General features: G+C 67.3%; 17 protein-coding genes. 6 read left to right on the top strand and 11 right to left on the bottom strand.

Annotated features, from left to right (window positions below):
- Positions 1-6 precede the first annotated feature (6 nt).
- The 8 genes from RIB45_RS13095 to RIB45_RS13130 form a co-directional block, all read right to left on the bottom strand.
- Complete coding sequence (locus RIB45_RS13095) at positions 7-1,101, bottom strand: quaternary amine ABC transporter ATP-binding protein (RefSeq protein ID WP_350050775.1); 1,095 nt, start codon at positions 1,099-1,101, stop codon at positions 7-9.
- Positions 1,102-1,427: 326 nt separating this feature from the next.
- Positions 1,428-1,847: an SRPBCC family protein gene (locus RIB45_RS13100; protein ID WP_350050776.1), complete on the bottom strand. Its 420-nt coding sequence runs from the start codon at positions 1,845-1,847 to the stop codon at positions 1,428-1,430.
- A 6-nt stretch (positions 1,848-1,853) separates the two neighbouring features.
- Complete coding sequence (gene scpB / locus RIB45_RS13105; RefSeq protein ID WP_350050777.1) at positions 1,854-2,537, bottom strand: SMC-Scp complex subunit ScpB; 684 nt, start codon at positions 2,535-2,537, stop codon at positions 1,854-1,856.
- A gap of 9 nt (positions 2,538-2,546) precedes the next feature.
- Positions 2,547-3,542: a segregation and condensation protein A gene (locus RIB45_RS13110; RefSeq protein ID WP_350050778.1), complete on the bottom strand. Its 996-nt coding sequence runs from the start codon at positions 3,540-3,542 to the stop codon at positions 2,547-2,549.
- A 57-nt stretch (positions 3,543-3,599) separates the two neighbouring features.
- The gene (gene nagZ, locus RIB45_RS13115; protein ID WP_350050779.1) at positions 3,600-4,643 is read right to left on the bottom strand and encodes a beta-N-acetylhexosaminidase; all 1,044 of its coding nucleotides are present in this window, start codon (positions 4,641-4,643) and stop codon (positions 3,600-3,602) included.
- A gap of 16 nt (positions 4,644-4,659) precedes the next feature.
- Positions 4,660-5,622 (bottom strand): SPOR domain-containing protein, encoded by a 963-nt coding sequence (locus RIB45_RS13120; protein ID WP_350050780.1) that lies wholly within the window; start codon positions 5,620-5,622, stop codon positions 4,660-4,662.
- 66 nt (positions 5,623-5,688) lie between these two features.
- Entirely contained in the window at positions 5,689-7,440 is a 1,752-nt protein-coding gene (gene argS, locus RIB45_RS13125; protein ID WP_350050781.1) for an arginine--tRNA ligase, read from the bottom strand.
- Between the two features lie 52 nt (positions 7,441-7,492).
- Entirely contained in the window at positions 7,493-8,665 is a 1,173-nt protein-coding gene (locus RIB45_RS13130; protein WP_350050782.1) for a deoxyguanosinetriphosphate triphosphohydrolase, read from the bottom strand.
- 161 nt (positions 8,666-8,826) lie between these two features.
- Between RIB45_RS13130 and erpA the strand changes: the two genes are divergently transcribed.
- Together erpA and xth are read left to right on the top strand one after the other, a co-directional pair.
- Positions 8,827-9,249, top strand: a complete 423-nt coding sequence (gene erpA / locus RIB45_RS13135) for an iron-sulfur cluster insertion protein ErpA (protein WP_350050783.1) — start codon at positions 8,827-8,829, stop codon at positions 9,247-9,249.
- A gap of 66 nt (positions 9,250-9,315) precedes the next feature.
- Complete coding sequence (gene xth, locus RIB45_RS13140) at positions 9,316-10,119, top strand: exodeoxyribonuclease III (protein ID WP_350050784.1); 804 nt, start codon at positions 9,316-9,318, stop codon at positions 10,117-10,119.
- Between the two features lie 130 nt (positions 10,120-10,249).
- Here the strand turns inward: xth and RIB45_RS13145 are convergent, their stop codons facing one another.
- Together RIB45_RS13145 and RIB45_RS13150 are read right to left on the bottom strand one after the other, a co-directional pair.
- Positions 10,250-10,615, bottom strand: coding sequence for a hypothetical protein (locus RIB45_RS13145; RefSeq protein ID WP_350050785.1), 366 nt, complete (start codon positions 10,613-10,615; stop codon positions 10,250-10,252).
- Between the two features lie 339 nt (positions 10,616-10,954).
- The gene (locus tag RIB45_RS13150; RefSeq protein WP_350050786.1) at positions 10,955-11,353 is read right to left on the bottom strand and encodes an acyl-CoA thioesterase; all 399 of its coding nucleotides are present in this window, start codon (positions 11,351-11,353) and stop codon (positions 10,955-10,957) included.
- Positions 11,354-11,476: 123 nt separating this feature from the next.
- On the opposite strand from RIB45_RS13150, the gene parE reads away from it, so the two are divergent.
- From parE to RIB45_RS13170, 4 genes are all read left to right on the top strand, one after another.
- On the top strand, positions 11,477-13,474 hold the full coding sequence (gene parE / locus RIB45_RS13155) for a DNA topoisomerase IV subunit B (protein WP_350050787.1): 1,998 nt from the start codon (positions 11,477-11,479) through the stop codon (positions 13,472-13,474).
- A gap of 396 nt (positions 13,475-13,870) precedes the next feature.
- A complete protein-coding gene (locus RIB45_RS13160) occupies positions 13,871-15,031 on the top strand; it encodes a helix-turn-helix transcriptional regulator (RefSeq protein ID WP_350050788.1) in 1,161 nt (386 codons plus the stop codon).
- 156 nt (positions 15,032-15,187) lie between these two features.
- The gene (locus tag RIB45_RS13165; RefSeq protein WP_350050789.1) at positions 15,188-15,592 is read left to right on the top strand and encodes a DUF995 domain-containing protein; all 405 of its coding nucleotides are present in this window, start codon (positions 15,188-15,190) and stop codon (positions 15,590-15,592) included.
- Between the two features lie 455 nt (positions 15,593-16,047).
- On the top strand, positions 16,048-16,656 hold the full coding sequence (locus RIB45_RS13170) for a hypothetical protein (protein WP_350050790.1): 609 nt from the start codon (positions 16,048-16,050) through the stop codon (positions 16,654-16,656).
- A 7-nt stretch (positions 16,657-16,663) separates the two neighbouring features.
- Here RIB45_RS13170 and RIB45_RS13175 read toward each other — a convergent pair whose 3' ends face one another.
- The gene (locus RIB45_RS13175) at positions 16,664-16,942 is read right to left on the bottom strand and encodes an alpha/beta fold hydrolase (protein WP_350051395.1); all 279 of its coding nucleotides are present in this window, start codon (positions 16,940-16,942) and stop codon (positions 16,664-16,666) included.
- Positions 16,943-16,961: the final 19 nt, after the last annotated feature.

Raw genomic sequence — 16,961 nt, forward strand, 5'->3', positions numbered from 1 at the left:
GCGTCCTTATCCGGCGCGGTCGAAGGTCTTCAGCAACGCGGTCTTGCTGATCGCGCCGACGCGCTTGCCGTTTTCGTCGACCACGGGCGCAGGCCCGTCGGCGTCGGCGACCACGCTCAACACTTCGTCCAACGAAGCCTCGGCCGAGACTTCGGGCACGCCCTCGCCCGGCTCGACGTGCTGGCGCGCGATGTCGCCGGCCTTGAAGACCTGGGTCACGTCGACGTTGCGGAAGAAAGAGCGGACGTAGTCGTTAGCCGGGTTGGACACGATCTCGTCGGGCGTATCGATCTGCACGAAACGGCCGTCCTGCATGATCGCGATGCGATCGCCGATGCGCATGGCCTCGTCCAGATCGTGGCTGATGAAGACCACGGTGCGGCGATGCTCTTGCTGCAGGCGCAGCAGTTCGTCCTGCATCTCGGTGCGGATCAACGGGTCGAGCGCCGAGAAAGCCTCGTCCATCAGCAGCACCGGCGGATCGTTGGCGAGCGCCCGGGCGAGACCCACGCGCTGCTTCATGCCGCCGGAGAGCTCCGAGGGATAGCTGTTGGCGTTGGGGCCGAGACCGACGGAATCGAGCGCTTCCTGGGCGCGCTTCTCGCGCTCCGCCTTGTCGCGCCCGGAGATGGTCAGGCCGAAGGCTGCGTTCTCAAGCACCGTCTGGTGGGGCATCAGCGCAAAGCTCTGGAAGACCATGCTCATGTCGCGCCGGCGCATGTCGATCAGCGCCTTGCGGTCCATCGCGGTGATGTCCTGACCGTTAATCTTAACCGTCCCGTAAGTCGGGTCGATCAGCCGGTTCAGCATCCGGACCATTGTCGACTTGCCGGAGCCGGAAAGCCCCATGATGACGAAGACCTCGCCGCTGTAGACGGTGAAGGACGCGTCCTGCACCGCCACCGTCGCGCCGGTCTCGGCGAAGATTTCGTCCTTCGATTTGCCGTCCTGGAGCAGCTTGTAGGCGTCGTCCGCTTTTCCGCCGAAGATTTTGTAGACGTCCTCGACGACGATGCGGTCTTCCCGCTCTTCCGCCTCGGCCGGCGACCCCGGCTCGGCGCGCGCAGCGTCGTTCGTCTGCTGAGTGGCAGCGTCCGTCATGTCACCTGTTCCGTTCTTCTTGCTTCGTGGCGGCCGGCGGGGCGCTCTCTGTCATGACGGACGCCCGTCGAACTCTCTAGCGACGACCGAGCCGAAATCATCGTTGTTCCGACTCAGCCTTTTCGGCCGCAGCGGCGCGCGTCGTCGCCGCGCCGCTAATGCTACTCGTGGGAGCTGTGCCGCCGCCTTCGATTCTTCAAGGCCGCCTGAGAGTAATTTTGGTATCTTTTTGATAACAGTGGCGAAAAATTGTTAAAACCGACGGGAACGCCAATGCTTCGGGTAACGAATTATTAGAGTTTTCAGGAATTAATTCGCGCTAAGGTTTATTCGAGGCTCGCAAGTTGGGCCAAATGCTCCAGCCCGCTCTCGAAGAATCCCTGAATTTGACGCGCCGTCTCCTGCGGATCGCTGTCGTCGCTCAGATCGAAGCGCGCTGACCATCGCGCGACGGCGCCGCCTGCGCCGTCCTCCTCGACATGGAACAACGCCTGGAACGAGGAGACGGGCCACGGTCCTTCGGCGAGCCTGTAACTGTAAGCGCGCGCGGCTTCGTCATGCTGCAGCAGCACGTCGACCAACTGCGCGCCGTCGACCAAGCGGGCGCGGCGCGTGCGACCGCCCTCCTCGGTTCGGCAGGCCGACGCGGCGGGATGCCAAGCACCCAAAGCGTCAAACGCGCCGGCTAGGCGCCAGACGATCTCAGGCGCGGCGGGAATCGGCTTCTCAGCTTCGGCGCTGGGCATAGCGTCTCACTCGTCCAAAGCGATGGAGTCGTCGGTTTCGACCGGATCGAAGATCTCGTCATTCTCCAGGAAGGCCGCACGCTCGGCGGCGTCGTCGCGGTCTTCATCTTCCTCCTCGCCGGCGTCAGCGTCTTCCTGGCGCATGGCGATCGAGCCGGCGCCGGGCCGCAGATCCAACAGGCCGGCGGCCTTCAGCTCGTCGACGCCCGGCAGCGCCGTCAGATCTTCCAGCCCGAAATGGTCGAGAAAGGCCGGCGTCGTCCCCCATGTAACCGGTTTCCCCGGCGCGCGGCGGCGACCTTTCGGGCGGATCCAGCCTGCTTCCAAAAGCGTGTCGATGGTCCCGCGGGAAAGCGCGACGCCCCGGATCTCCTCGACCTCGGCGCGGGTGACCGGCTGGTGATAGGCGACGATGGCCAGCGTCTCGATCGCGGCGCGGGACAGTTTGCGCGGAACCTCCCGCTCGACCGTCATGTAAGGGGCGAGGTCGTCGGCCGTGCGGAAGGCCCAGCCCTCGCCCACTTCGACGAGATGAACGCCGCGGTTGGCGTACAGCCCTTTCAACTCCTCCAGCAACGCCGGCACGTCCGCGCCCTCAGGCAGTCGCTCCGCCAGCAGCGGAACGCCCAGCGGCTTCTCGGACGCGAAGAGCAGCGCCTCAAGCAGGCGGATTTGCTGAAAATGGTCCATCGGCGTCCCCTACTCGTCTTTTCCTTGCGCGGCGTCCGCGCCGTCGCCCGGCGCCTCAGCGTCCTCCCACTCCTCCTCATCCAGGAGCGCGCTCACCGCCTCGTCGTCGAGATCGGCCAAGGAGTCCGCGTCCGAGCGCGGCGGATCCTCCGCCTCCTCCCCCTTCAACGCGTCGTTCTCCTTGCGCGCGACTCCGCGCACGTAGATCGGCTGAAAGACGCCCGATTGGCGCACCTCGGCCAGCCCCTCGCGGGTCAACTCCAACATCGCCGCGAAGGTGCCGGCCAACGCCGAGCGGGTCAAAAGCGGATCGTCGCCCTGCGTCTCCGGCGGCAGGTACATCTCAAGCGTCTGCCAATCCGTGCGCTCGCCGATAATGTGACGCAGACGGGTCAGCGCCTGCTCCATCGAATAGAGCCGCGTCGGCAGGATGCGCAACTGGCCGCCGTGATGCTGGCGCGCCCGGATGTCGCCATAGACCTTCAAGAGCTCGTAGAGGTCGGTGTCGAACTTCGGCGTGCGCTCGACCTTCAGCGCCTCCGGCTCGCCGCGCGGGAAGAAATCCTGGCCCAGCTGCGGGCGTTGCATCAGCACCTTGGCGACGTTCTGCATCGCCTCCAGCCGTTGCAGCTGCAAGGCGAGACGCGCGGCCATCTCGGCCGGATCTTCGCTCTCGTCCGAACTTTCCGGCTTGGGCAGCAGGATGCGCGACTTCAGGTAGGCGAGCCACGCCGCCATGACCAGATAGTCGGCCGCGATCTCGAGCTTCAGCGCCCGCGCGCGATCGATGTAGCCGAGATACTGGTCCGCCAGCTGCAAGATCGAGATCTTGGCGAGGTCCACCTTCTGATCGCGCGCCAGCGTGAGCAGCAGATCAATCGGCCCCTCGAAGCCGTCGAGCTCCACCACCAGCGCGTCGTCGGGATTGAGGCGCGCGTCGGCCGCGTCCTCCTCGAAGGAGGGCGCGGCTTCGGTCGTCGCATCGGCGTGGCGTTCGTCGCTCACCGCTTTCGCTCAAGCTCCCGATCGGCCGGAGTCCCCTGCGGCTTCGGCTTAGCCCGATCAGCCGTCCCCGGCAAGCAGGGCGTCCAGGCGCGCCTGCGCGGCGTCGGCGTCGAAGGCCGCCGGCGCGGCCGCCTTGCGGACCCGCGCGGCCAGCCAGCGGCGCGCACCGTTGGCGTCGAGCGCGCCCGCGCCCTCGACCGCAGGGCGCATCTCGTCCATCCGGCCGTTGCAGTGCAGGATCACGTCGCAGCCGGCCGCGCGCGCCGTCTGGGCGCGCTCCCGGTAGTCCCCGCTCAACGCCTTCATCGACAGATCGTCGGTCATCAACAGGCCGTCAAAGCCCCAGGCGCCGCGCACCAGATCGCCGAGCACGGCCGAAGACGCAGTCGCCGGTCGGTCGGGATCAAGCGCGTCATAGACGATGTGAGCCGTCATGCCGAGGGGCGCGTGCGACGCCGCCGCGAAAGGCGGAAAGTCCCGCGCGTTCAACTCGGCCCGCGACGCCGTGACCCGCGGCAGTTCGTGATGGCTGTCGGCCGACGCCCGCCCGTGTCCTGGAATATGCTTGGCGACTGGCAGGATCGCCTGCTGCAGCCAAAGGTCAATCGACAGACGACCCAGCGCTGCGACGGTCTCGGGCTCGCTCGAGAAGGCGCGGTCGCCGATGATCTCATGCCCGTCGGGCGCGGGGACGTCCAGCACCGGCGCGCAATTGACGTCGACGCCGACGGCGCGCAGCTCGGCGGCGATCAGCGCGACGTCGAGGCCCAACGCCTCCTCTCCCGCCGCCGGATCGCGCTCATAGAGCCGCCCGATCGGCGCCATCGCCGGCATCGCGCGCCACAACGGCGGCTTCAGGCGCTGCACGCGCCCGCCTTCCTGGTCGATCAGGATCGGGGCGGCCGGGTCGTCGACCGTCTCCCGCAGATCGGCGGTCAGGCGGCGCAGCTGGTCAGGGCTCGCGACATTGCGCGCGAACAGGATGAAGCCGAGCGGTCTGACGTCGCGGAAGAACGCCCGCTCCTCGGCCTGCAACCCCGGGCCGCCGCAGCCGAAAATGGCGGCCGCGCGCACGCCGGAGAAGGCGTCGAAATCGCTCATCCCCGCCCTCGCCCCGTCAGCCGCCGGGCCGCACGACCAGGCAGCCCTGATCCTTGGCCTTCAAGGCGTCGCATACGGCGGCGGCCGCGTCGCGGCTCGACAGCGGGCCGCCGCGCACGCGGAAATAGGTCGTCCCATTCACCACCGCGCGCTGTACGGCCAACGACAAATCGCCCAACTGCTCGGCGTGCGCCTGCTGCAGGCGGGACCATGCGGTCCGGGCGGCGTCTTCGCTGCGCAGCGCCGCGATCTGCACCTGCCACCCGCTCGACGGATCCGCGGCGGCGGACTGCGCGGGGGCGGGCTCCGGCGCGGGCTCAGGCTCGGGGGCCGGCTCAGGCGCGGGATCCGGCGCCGCCTGGGGCTCGGCCGGGGCCCGCCGGGCCGTTTCGGCGGGCGCCGGCGCGGCGGTCGGCGGTTCCTCAACCGGCGCGGCCAGTCGCTCGTCCGGCGGCGGCGGCGCGGCGGGTTCCGCGGGCTCGGCCGACGCTTGGGCGCCCGGTTCGGCGATCGGCTCAGTGATGGAGGGCGGCGTGGGTCCTTCCTCCACCGGTTGCGGCGCGGCCTCCTGCCGCGCGCTCTCCGGCGCGGGCGCCGGCGGCTGCATCGGATCTTCAGGGGGCGGCAGAATGCGTTCGACCTCCCCCGCCGGCGCTTCGTCGCCGGAGATGCGATCGAACACCTCCTTGTCGGTGTGGGCGATTTCCATGCCCCCGGGGTCGGTCGGCTGAACCTTGGCCTCGCCTTCGGGCGCCAACAGCGGCGCCGCTTCCTCGCTGCCGGAGCGCACGCCCTGATTATAGGCGTACCAGATGATCCCGCCGAAGGCCAAAAGCGCGATCACCGCCACCGCGATGGGTAAGGTGCGCAGGCCTTCGCCGCCCTCGCGGCTCAGGCGCCGCTCGGGTCCGGCGTCAGGGGCCGCCTCCTGCTCGAGATCGGCGAACTCCCGCTCCAGATCGTCCAGTTCCCGCGACATGGCGTCTCTTCGCTCCTTCGCGGATGTCGGTCCGCGTCACCCGCCCCTCACTGCGGCCGTCCGCCGTCAGTGCAACTCGTCCACCGGCGTCACGCCGAACACGTCCAGCCCGGAGGCGATCACCGTGCGCAGCGCCTCCACGAGCGCCAGCCGCGCCATCGTCCGCGCCGCGTCGTCCGCCTGAATGAAGCGCAAGGTGACGTCCTCCTTGCCCTTGGTCCACAGCGCGTGGAAGTCGGACGCGGCCTCGTAGAGATAATAGGCGATTCGATGGGGCTCCTCCGCCTCGGCGGCGGCCTCAACCTGGCGCGGCCATTCGGCCAGCCGCTTCATCAGCGCCAACTCCTCCGGCGCGTCCAACAGCGTGAGGTCCGCGTCCTGCAACGCCGACACGGACGGCTCGATCCCCGCCTCGCGCGCCTGGCGGAAGACCGAATGGCAGCGCGCGTGGGCGTAATGGACGTAGAAGACCATGTTGTCGCGGCTCTGCTCCTTCACCGCGGTGAGATCGAAGTCCATCGGCGCGTCGTTCTTGCGGGTCAGCAGATAGAACCGCACGACGTCGCGCCCGACCGCATCGATCAGGTCTTGCAGCGTGACGAACGAACCCGCGCGTTTCGACATCTTCACCGGCTGCCCGCGGTCCATCAGCCGGACCATCTGGCAGAGCTTCACGGTGAGCGACGCCTCGCCGCCGCTGACCGCCTTCACAACCGCCTGCAGGCGCTTCATATAGCCGCCGTGATCGGCGCCCAGCACGTCGATCATGTGGGTGAAGCCGCGGGTGTACTTTTCCCGGTGATAGGCGATGTCGGTCGCGAAATAGGTCCAGCTGCCGTCCGACTTCTTGATCGGCCGATCGACGTCGTCGCCGAACTCGGTCGCCTTGAACAGGGTTTGCGGGCGCTCCTCCCAATCGTCGGGCGTCTTTCCCTTCGGCGGGTCGAGGACGCCGACATAGATCAAGCCCTGCTCGTCGAGATAGCTGAGCGCCGCCTCGATCTTGCCGCTGGCGACGATCTCGCGCTCTGAGGTGAAGACGTCCTGCACCACGCCGAGATCGGCGAGCGTTCCCTTGATCAAGTCCATCATCATCGCGATCGACTTGTCGCGGACGATCGCGCGGCGCGCCGCCTCCTCCATCGACAGCAGCGCGTCGCCATGCTCGGCCTTCAGCGCCTCGCCCACCGGGATCAGATAGTCGCCGGGATACAGGCCGTCAGGGATCGCCCCGATCTCCTCGCCGAGCGCTTCGCGGTAGCGCAGATAGGCGCTGTCCGCCAAGGTCTCGATCTGCGCGCCCGCGTCGTTGATCCAGTATTCCTTGGTGACCGCATAGCCCGCCTTGGACAGAAGCCGCGCCAGCACGTCGCCGACGACCGCGCCGCGCGCGTGGCCGATATGCAAGGGACCGGTCGGATTGGCGGAGACGTATTCGACCAGCGCCGGGCGCCCGCCGCCGGCGTCGCCGTCGCCGTAGGCCGCGCCGGCGCGCAGGATTTCGGCCGCGACCCGCCGCCAGACCTCGGCCTTCAGGCGCAAATTGATGAAACCGGGTCCGGCGATCTCCGCCCCCTCGATCCAGGCGCTCTCGCGGGTCAGTTCGGCGACGATCGCCTCCGCCAGGGCGCGCGGCTTCAGCCCCGCAGGCTTCGCCAGCAGCATCGCCGCGTTGGTCGCCATGTCGCCATGGGCGGGATCGCGCGGCGGCTCGACCGACAGGCGCGCGAAATCGGCGTCGGCGGGCAGTCTCCCCGCCTCCTGCAGCCGCTCTAGCGCCCCCTGAACCTCGCGCTTCATCTCTTTGAAAACGTTCATATCGTCCTTCTGCTCGCCCTTCTGCTCGCCCTTCTGCTCGAACGCCCAAAATCTAGCCGGGCCGCCGGCGGGTCGAACCGGCGAAGAGGTGGCCGTGCTGGCGGCGCGCGAAGCGGTCGGTCATGCCGGCGACATAATCCGCGACCGTCCGGGCGGTCTGCGCCGAATAGGGGCCGTCGCAGCCCGCGCGCCAGATTTCCGGCAGCCGCTCCGGCCGATTGACGTAATAGCGGAAGAGATCGCCGACGACCTGCACGCCGTCCGCGCGCTCCTCGTTGACCTGAGGCGCTCGGTACATATTCGCGAACAGGAAGGCCTTCAACGCCTTTTCGCGGGCCGCCATCTCGGGCGAGAAGCCGACCGTTTGTCGGCCGGCCCGGCGCAGCGCGTCGGCGTCCGTCGGATTCGTCTCGGCGAGACGCCGTCTCGTCTCCGCCAAGACGTCGGCCGTCATATCGCCAATCAGCCGGCGCACGGCTTCGGCGATGCGCACCGGGCGCGCCAGATCCGGATAGGTCTCGTCGACGACGCGGAAGGCCGCGTCGACGTGCGGCACCGCCTCGCGCACCTGGCCGATGGTGAAGAGCCGCGCGCGCAGGCCGTCGTCCATATCGTGATGATTGTAGGCTATGTCGTCGGAAATGGCGGCGATCTGCGCTTCCAGGCCGGCGTGGGTGTCGATCTCCAGGTCGAACTTGGCGGTGACCTCGGCCAGGGTCGCCGGCGGCGGATCGGCCGTGACCGGCCCGTTGTGCTTCACGACCCCTTCCAGCGTCTCCCAGGTCAGGTTCAGCCCGGGATGCGTCGGATAGCGGCTCTCGAGACGGGTCAGGATGCGCAACGCCTGATCATTGTGATCGAAGCCGCCGAAGGGCTTCATCAGATCGTCCAACGCGTCCTCGCCGACATGGCCGAAGGGGGTGTGGCCGAGATCGTGAGCAAGCGCGATCGCCTCCGTCAGATCTTCGTCGGCGCCGAGCGCGCGGGCGAGCGAGCGCGCGATCTGCGCCACCTCCAGCGAATGGGTGAGGCGCGTGCGCACATGATCGCCTTCCGGGGAGATGAAGACCTGCGTCTTGTGGCCGAGCCGCCGGAAGGCGGAGCAGTGGACGATCCGGTCGCGATCGCGCTGAAAGGGGGTGCGGGTCTCCGACGGCGCCTCCTGATGGAAGCGCCCGCGGCTTTCCTCCCAATATGTGGCGTACGGCGCGCGCTCGGGCGTCATCCCGGTCACCTCGTTGGAGACGTGCGCCACCCTCTACAGGCGGGGGCGTGAAAAGGCAATCGAGCGCGGCGGCGACGGGCGCGCTGAAATTGACTTTTCCGCGCGCATCCTTACCTTCTGGAGGCGTCTCATCAGGCGCTCGTTTCAGGAAGGACGCCGCTATGGCCGACAGCACCCAGACCGCCCAAGCGAGCGAGGCGGAGCCCCAAATCGACGACTTCGACGATCCGTTCGCCAGCGCCGGCGCCTCGGGGCCGCGCGAATTGGGCGTCTCCGACGCGGCCGTGAAGCGTCTGCGCGAACTTCTGGCGCAGGAAGAGGACGAGGGTCTGATGCTCCGCGTCACCGTCTCCGGCGGCGGCTGCTCCGGCTATCAGTACGCGTTCGGCTTCGACGCCGAGACGACGGCGGACGATGTGACCTTCGAACGCGACGGGGTGACCGTCGTCACCGACCGCGCCTCGCTCGACCTGCTGGCGGGCGGCCAAGTCGATTACATCGACGATCTCGTCGGCGCTTATTTTACGGTCAACAATCCCAACGCCAGTTCGTCCTGCGGCTGCGGCGTCAGCTTTTCGATCTAGTGTTTTTCGCGCTGACGCGGCGATCGCCTCTGGCGAGGCGCGCGCGCTGCGGCTAGTCTCCGCGCCATGAGCACCGAGACGATCCGCATCGCCACCTTCAACGTGAATTCGATCAAGGCGCGCCTGCCGCGCGTGACGGAATGGCTGGACGAGGCCAAACCGGATGTCGCCCTGTTGCAGGAGTTGAAATGCGCCGACGACGCCTTCCCGCACCTGGAAATCGAATCGGCCGGCTACAGGGCCGAAATCTACGGCCAGAAGAGCTACAACGGCGTCGCCATCCTCTCGCGCCACCCGATTGAGGAGGTGCGCCGCGGTCTGCCCGGCGCCGACGAGTTGGGCGAAGAGGCCGATCAGGCGCGCTATATCGAGGCGACGGTGAAGGGCTTTCGCATCGCCTCGATTTATCTGCCCAACGGCAACCCGAGACCGGGCGGGAAGTTCGACTACAAGCTGCGCTGGATGGAGCGCCTGCGCGGTCACATCGCCGACAGCCTGCTCCCGAGCGAACGGCCGATCGTCCTCGGCGGCGACTACAATGTCTGCCCGACCGACGCCGACGTTTACGACCCCAAGGGCTTCGCCGACGACGCGCTGTGCCGGCCGGAAAGCCGCAACCGGTTCCGCGCGCTCCTCAATCTCGGCCTGACGGAGGCCTGGCGAGCGCTGCACCCGAACGCCGAAGGCAAGTACAGCTACTGGGACTACGGCGGCGGCGCCTGGCAGAAGGATAACGGGTTGCGCATCGACCACTTCCTGCTCTCGCCCCAGGCGGCCGACCGGCTCGTTTCCTGCGAGATCGACCGCACGCCCCGGGGCAAGGAGAAGCCGAGCGACCATACGCCGGTGGTGGTGGAGCTGCGGGTTTAGAGCCTGGCGGCGCGGCCTCCCGGCCCCCCGGCGGAAGCGAGGACCCGTCTCAAGCCCGCGCCGCAGTAGGAGCGGGTGGAGTAAGGCCCCCGCTTCCGCGGGGGCGCCCAAATCATACCGCGCCGAACTCTTAATCCGGCACGATCACCGTCATGCCCCGCCCGTCGAAGCCGTGGACGCTGTCGCGGGCGCGGACGGTGACGGTGTTGACGTCGGGCGGGATTTCGACGCCGTCGAGCGAGCGGGTGAAGGGCTGCTCGTCGACATGCGGGTGGTGCAGCGTGCGGACCCCCAGCACCTCGCCGTCGATGGTCTCGACCGTGAAGGCGTTCGAGTAATGCTCCCATCCCTCGTCGTCATGGCGGACGGTGGCGGTGACGCGGTAGGTGCGCTCGCCGGTCTTCTCGATCTCGACGCCGCTCACGGCGGCGCCGCCGGCGACGGCGGGCGCGGCGATGAGGCTGAAAGCGAGGGCGAGCGTCAGGCGGCGCAGCATAATCCGTCCTTCGGTCCGTTGATCCACACCCCTCCACCTAAGACGCTTCGTGCGCGGCGCCACCTTTAAAGAGTGGGAGGGCTCTCTTGCGCCGCGAGGCGTTCCCGTTCTCGCTGCGCTTGAGCCCCCACGGAGTCCCCGCGAAGGCGGGGACCTGCCTCAAGTCCGCGCCGGCGCAGGAGCGGACCGAGCGAGGCCCCCGCTTTCGCGGGGGCGCCCAAGAAAAGCCGGCCGTCTCAGGGCGCGTCCCCGCGAAAGCGGGGACCTGCCTCAAGCCCGCACCTGCGCCCGAGCGCGCCGCAAGGAGGGCGCCCTTTGCGGCCTGCAGGGCGCCGCCGCTCACCCGCTCCCGATGACCCGCGGGCGCCGGGCGTCGTCGATCGCGACGTAAGTGAAGAGGCCCTCGGTCACCAGCACTCGCTCGCCCGCGCCGCCGCGCAGCGCCCAAGTCTCCACATGGATGGCGATCGAGGTGCGGCCGATCCGCTTGACCGCCCCGTAGCAACAGATCGCGTCGCCGACGAAGACCGGCAGATGGAAGGTCATGCTGTCGACCGCCACGGTGGCGACGCGCCCGCCGGTTTCGACCCGCGCGATCAGGCCGCCGGCGACGTCCATCTGCGACAGCACCCAGCCGCCGAAAATGTCGCCGGCCGGGTTGGTGTCGGCCGGCATGGCCAGCGTGCGGATCGCGAGTTCGCCCTGCGGCGCGCGCTGGGCTGCGGAATCTTGCGGCATGGCGGCGGTGCATCCTCTATATCTTGTAGTGGCGGCGCGTATCCCCTACTCTATCTCCCTTGTCGGGGGTCCGCCAGGGTCTCCGCCCCTCCGCCACCTCAAGCGACGGAAAAGCGAAGCGCGATGAGCGACCTTTTCAAAAACACCGGCGAGGCTGAGAGCGGGTACTCCGCGAAGGACATCGAGGTCCTGGAGGGGCTGGAGCCCGTCCGTCATCGCCCGGGCATGTATATCGGCGGCACCGACGAGCGCGCCTTCCACCATCTGGTCGCCGAAATTCTCGACAACGCGATGGACGAAGCGGTGGCGGGTCACGCCAGCCGCATCGAATTGACGCTGTCGGAGGACGGCTCTGTCACAGTGGCCGACAACGGCCGCGGCATTCCGACCGACCCGCACCCGAAATACACCGACAAGTCCGCGCTGGAGGTGATCCTCACGACGCTGCATTCGGGCGGCAAGTTCTCCGGCAAGGTCTACGCCACCTCGGGCGGCCTGCACGGCGTCGGCATTTCCGTCGTGAACGCGCTGTCGGAAAACCTGACCGTCGAGGTCGCGCGCGACCGTCAGATCTGGCGCCAGCATTTCTCCAAGGGGACGCCGGCCGGCCCGCTGGAGAAAGTGGGCGAGGCGCAGAACCGTCGCGGCACGCAAGTCACCTTTTCGCCGGATCCGGAGATCTTCGGCGAGACCATGCGCTTCAAGGCGGGCCGGCTCTATCGCATGGCGCGCTCCAAGGCCTATCTGTTCAAGGGCGTGGAGATCCGCTGGAAGTGCGCGCCGTCGCTGTTGAGCGAGGCCGACAAACAGGACGGCGTCCCGGAACAGGAGGCGCTGCACTTCCCCGGCGGCATCCTCGATTACCTGACCCTGCAGATCGGCGGGCGCGCGACGCTGACCCCGCGCCCCTTCGCCGGCCAGATGAAGGCCGAGGACGGCGTCGGGCGGGTCGAATGGGCGATCCATTGGCCGGCCGACGGCGACGGTTTCTGCCACACCTACTGCAACACGGTGCCGACGATCCACGGCGGCGCGCACGAAAGCGCGATGCGCTCGGCCCTCGGCCGCTCGATCCGCGCCTATGGCGAATTGGTGGGCGCGAAGAAGGCCAAGGACGTCACCGGCGAGGATGTGACGGGCGAGGCCTGCATCATGCTCTCCGTCTTCATCCCGGAGCCGCAGTTCCAGGGCCAGACCAAGGAGAAGCTGGCGAGCCCGGAGGCCGGCAAGCTGGTCGAAACCGCGATGAAGGATCGCTTCGACCATTGGCTGTCGGAAGATCCGCGCAGCGCCAACGACCTGCTGGAGCGGGTCTTGGAGCGCGTCGACGAGCGCCTGAAGCGCCGCCAGCAGAAGGAGCAGCGCCGCAAGGCGCCCACTCGCAAGCTGCGGCTGCCCGGCAAGTTGGCCGACTGCACCTCCGGCGCGCAGGAGGGCACCGAGATCTTCCTGGTCGAGGGCGACAGCGCCGGCGGCTCCGCCAAGCAGGCGCGCGAGCGCACGACCCAAGCGATCCTGCCGCTGCGCGGCAAAATCTTGAACGTCGCCAGCGCCAGCGTGGAAAAACTGCAGCAGAACCAGGAGATCAAGGATCTCTGCCAGGCGCTCGGCTGCGGCACGCGGGGGGAGTTCAAGCTCGAAAAGCTGCGCTACGAGCGGGTCATCATCATGACCGACGCGGATGTCGACGGCGCGCACATCGCCAGCCTGCTGATGACCTTCTTCTATCGCGAGATGCCGGGCCTGATCGAGGCCGGGCGGCTCTATCTGGCGCTGCCGCCGCTCTACCGGCTGACGCAGGGGGCGAAGACCCTCTACGCGCGCGACGACGTCCATAAGGACGAGCTGCTGAAGAGCGAGTTCAAGCCCAACGCCAAGGTTGAGATCAGCCGGTTCAAGGGCTTGGGCGAGATGCCGCAGCAGCAGCTGCGCGAAACCACGATGGACCCGTCAAAGCGCGCCATGCTGCAAATCCAGCTGCCCGACCGCAGCGACGAAGCCAATCTGGGCGCCGCGCGCAACATCGCAATGCTGGTCGAGACCCTGATGGGCAAGAAGCCCGAACTGCGCTTCAAGTACATCCAGGACAACGCGAAGTTCGTCGAGGACATCGACGTGTGAGACCCGCCCCGGCGGTGGAAATGACACGGAGTCCTGGACGTTTGATGCGTATAATTGGAATTCCTGACGTATAGAACTGAACTTGCCGGCGCGTAGAGACCGCGCGGGGCCTAGCAGTCACTAAACCGTCCGCTAGCAGCGGCCTATCCGACGATCAGCCGCGCGTACTAGGATGGCGATTGATGACCCTTTACGGGTGTGGTCTACGCAGTTTTCCCCCCGCGCACCCAATGCGCCAAGTCTCTACCGATAGTTACTGCGCAACCAAAACTCCCAATTTAAGCTTCCCACCTGCACGGTATCTTTTTACCCTCCAAGTTGCGCGCGAGCCAAATGCATCGCCGTCGAGGAAGATGGCGGAGCGCCCGACGCGAGAACAGACGCCAGGAGGGGGTATTGAGCTTTGATCGAAAGATCGCGAGCGATCTTTTCGACGCGGCGATCGATGAGAGCCGCTGGGTTAGCCTGCTCGATCGATTGAACGACCAGGTTGGCGCTTTGTCGGGCGGTGTCATTTCCGTCAGCATGGCCGGCGCTGGAGGATTTCAGGCAGTTTGGGGTTCTAGCAAGTTAACGACAGACGTCATAAAGGCTTACAACGAACGCTTCTCTCAGTTCGAGGCGTCTGGCATCCCTATCATCCGCTCCAGTGAACGGTTTCAGGTTCTGAGTGAAGATGACCTCTGGCCGGAAGAACATGACCTACGGGGACGGCCCGATTTCGTGGGGCTCCGCGAGATGCTCGGCATAGATCACAGGATAGTGGCGCGCCTCAATGAAGACATGAGCTGGTTCAACACCTACACTGTCCAATTCGCCGTAGGGCGCGGTCCGGCGACGGAGGCGGAGCGCGCGGCGTTCTCAGCCTACCTGCCCTTCGTCGCGCAGACGGTAAAGCTCGCGAACGTCTTCACACAGTTGAAGGCCCGGTTCCGGGCGGTGCTGGGCGCGCTGGACCGCTTCGCCGTGCCGGTGGCGATCGTTGACCCGGCGGGTCGGATCGCGGTTGCGAACGAATCCGCGGACGTCATCATGGCCAAGGATTGCGGGCTCGACCGCGATCTGGCGGGACGCATCCGGCTCAGCGATCCGGACGCTCACGCCCGATTGCTCGACGCGGTGCGCGCGGCCGCGGCCACGGGCGCAGGCGAAGGCGACGCCCCTGAGGCGATCTTCAACGCCCCGAGACGCAGCGGCGAAGACCCCTTCTGCCTTGAGGTCTCTCCGCTGCGCGACACGGACCGGGAGATCGGGCGCGGCTTCGTCGGCGCTTTGGTCAAAATTTACGACCCGACCTATCACCCGATCATTCGGATTGACGCCTTCGCCAGCGTCTACGGCCTGACCGACAGCGAGATGGGCGTCGCGATGCTGCTGGTGAACGGCGCCGGCACGGAGGAGATCGCCGAGATCCGCGGCACCACGCCCGGCACGGCGCGCCTTCAGATCAAGTCCATACTCTCCAAGACCGGCTGCGCGACTCGCACCGATTTGGTCCGACGCGCGCTCTCCGCCCATCTGCCTATCAGAAAGGATGATGCGCCGAAAACGGGATAAATTTGGCCCCATATCCCATAGGGGATATGACCCGGTCCGTTACGCCCTCTTATTCTTCGCTCACCGCCTCGACGCAGCGTCGATGCGGCCACGCGGATCGGCCGCACAGTCCGATCCAGAACGATGACGATCAGAGCGAATGAGGGGACTCTCACCATGGGTATCTTGAAGAAGGCGCTTATCGGCGCAGCCGCCCTTGCGGCGCTGGCGGCCTGCGGGACGACGGAAGAGGCGATGCAGGAAGAAGGGGCGACGCAGCTCGCGAAGTGGGAGATCGAGGCGACGCTGAACGACTCCACACGCGAATGGGCGAGCGGCAACGGTCACTCCTACTACGCGCCCGACGGGGCCTATTTGTGGAAGATGAACAACGGCACGACCGGCGACGGCACCTGGCGCGTCAACGACGCGGACCAGATGTGCTTCACGGTCGACGAATGGTTCAACGGCGTGGAGCAGTGCTACACGATGTATAAAAAGCCGGATGGCCAGATCGTCTCGATTGGTCCGAAAGGTAAGGAGCACAAGCTCGGCGCTTACCAGGAGGGAAATACCCTCTGACCTCGATCTCCCTGCGACCCAAACTCCATAAAGCCTCGGCCTCGCCGAGGTTTTTTTTTTGGCGTCGCCAGCGCTTGGCCCGGGCGTTATCAATCCATGCCGTTCGGCCTTTCCGCAGACGGCAGGCGAATTTCTGCGATTGGCTACACGCGGCCCATCAGCCACTACGCATCAAACGTCTCTTCTGCGATCATGATCGGACGGGTCGACGCATCCCGAAACCGTCTGATCGGTACATATTTTTCCTAGGAAATGTGTCATTTTCGTCCAGAATTATGCGGCGCCGGTTCAAGGCTATGTGTCATTTCACACCGGCGGCTCGCCGGGCTTGGCGATCGCAGGGCGCGCTCTCCGTTGACGGTGACGATCCGCCGGGCGCGACCGGGGGACAGGCAGCGGGGTCCGCCTGCGGGGGTGGTCTTCAAACGCCCGCTAAGCGCCGGAGGACGAACGACGTGACCATCCGCCTGATCCGCCCCCTCGCGGCCGCCGCTGCTGCGTTCATTGCGCTCGCCGCCTGCACCAGCGCGCCGATCGGGGCCTTCAACGACTACGTGTTGACGAAGACGCAGGTCCAGCCGGCCTACGACGTCGGCAATTTCCGCTTTCTGCACGCGAACCAGCAGATGCCGGTCGCCGTCGCCGGCGGCGTGCTGGGCGAGAGCCCGCAGGCGCTGGGCGAGGCGCTCGCCGACCATATGACGGGCCGCACGCCGGCCGGACGCACCGAGTTCGTCTACCGGCCAGACGTCCCGGCGGACGCCAGCCGGCTCGCCGTCAAGGCCGACCCGCCGATCGACATGAGCGCGCGCAGCCTGTGCGCCGGCGAGCGGCTGGACGAGAGTGCTGAGAAAACGGCGGCCGGCGCGGCGACGCTGCTCATCGCCTATTGCAACCGCGATCACGTGTTGAGCGCGACCCGCCTGACGGTCGACGTCAGCCGCGATCGACGCGGCCTGGCGGCGCCGGCCTTCCGGCGCGGCGCGCAGTTGGCGGCGCGCCTGTTGTTTCCCATCCGCGATCCGAACGACGACCCCGACCCGTTCTGGCGCATGCGGAACTGAGCGACGCTCACCGGTCGTAGAGCGCCCAGTCGCGCAGCAGCGCCGTCGCCGCCTGCGGCCGCTCCATCGTCGGCAAATGGCCGCAGTCTTCAATCACGGCGAGACGGGCCCCAGGGATCGCCGCAGCCATCTCCTCGCTCCGGGCGAGCGGGGTGAGCGCGTCTTGTCGACCGACCATCACAAGGGTCGGACAACGGATCGACGGCAGCAGGTCGAGACGATCCGGACGCGTCATGATCGCCGTCTGCTGGCGCGCGAAGGCGTCGCGCCCGACGGCCTCGGCCATCTGCACGATCGGGTCCGAA

Origin of the sequence: Marivibrio sp. (genome assembly GCF_040218065.1) — a bacterium.
Lineage (GTDB): Bacteria > Pseudomonadota > Alphaproteobacteria > UBA8366 > Aestuariispiraceae > Marivibrio.

Excerpts from the sequence above, each read along its gene's own strand:
- RIB45_RS13095 (WP_350050775.1), bottom strand. The coding sequence starts at position 1,101 with ATGACGGACGCTGCCACTCAGCAGACGAACGACGCTGCGCGCGCCGAG.
- RIB45_RS13100 (WP_350050776.1), bottom strand. The coding sequence starts at position 1,847 with ATGCCCAGCGCCGAAGCTGAGAAGCCGATTCCCGCCGCGCCTGAGATC.
- scpB (WP_350050777.1), bottom strand. The coding sequence starts at position 2,537 with ATGGACCATTTTCAGCAAATCCGCCTGCTTGAGGCGCTGCTCTTCGCG.
- nagZ (WP_350050779.1), bottom strand. The coding sequence starts at position 4,643 with ATGAGCGATTTCGACGCCTTCTCCGGCGTGCGCGCGGCCGCCATTTTC.
- RIB45_RS13120 (WP_350050780.1), bottom strand. The coding sequence starts at position 5,622 with ATGTCGCGGGAACTGGACGATCTGGAGCGGGAGTTCGCCGATCTCGAG.
- argS (WP_350050781.1), bottom strand. The coding sequence starts at position 7,440 with ATGAACGTTTTCAAAGAGATGAAGCGCGAGGTTCAGGGGGCGCTAGAG.
- RIB45_RS13130 (WP_350050782.1), bottom strand. The coding sequence starts at position 8,665 with ATGACGCCCGAGCGCGCGCCGTACGCCACATATTGGGAGGAAAGCCGC.
- erpA (WP_350050783.1), top strand. The coding sequence starts at position 8,827 with ATGGCCGACAGCACCCAGACCGCCCAAGCGAGCGAGGCGGAGCCCCAA.
- xth (WP_350050784.1), top strand. The coding sequence starts at position 9,316 with ATGAGCACCGAGACGATCCGCATCGCCACCTTCAACGTGAATTCGATC.
- RIB45_RS13145 (WP_350050785.1), bottom strand. The coding sequence starts at position 10,615 with ATGCTGCGCCGCCTGACGCTCGCCCTCGCTTTCAGCCTCATCGCCGCG.
- RIB45_RS13150 (WP_350050786.1), bottom strand. The coding sequence starts at position 11,353 with ATGCCGCAAGATTCCGCAGCCCAGCGCGCGCCGCAGGGCGAACTCGCG.
- parE (WP_350050787.1), top strand. The coding sequence starts at position 11,477 with ATGAGCGACCTTTTCAAAAACACCGGCGAGGCTGAGAGCGGGTACTCC.
- RIB45_RS13165 (WP_350050789.1), top strand. The coding sequence starts at position 15,188 with ATGGGTATCTTGAAGAAGGCGCTTATCGGCGCAGCCGCCCTTGCGGCG.
- RIB45_RS13175 (WP_350051395.1), bottom strand. The coding sequence starts at position 16,942 with ATGGCCGAGGCCGTCGGGCGCGACGCCTTCGCGCGCCAGCAGACGGCG.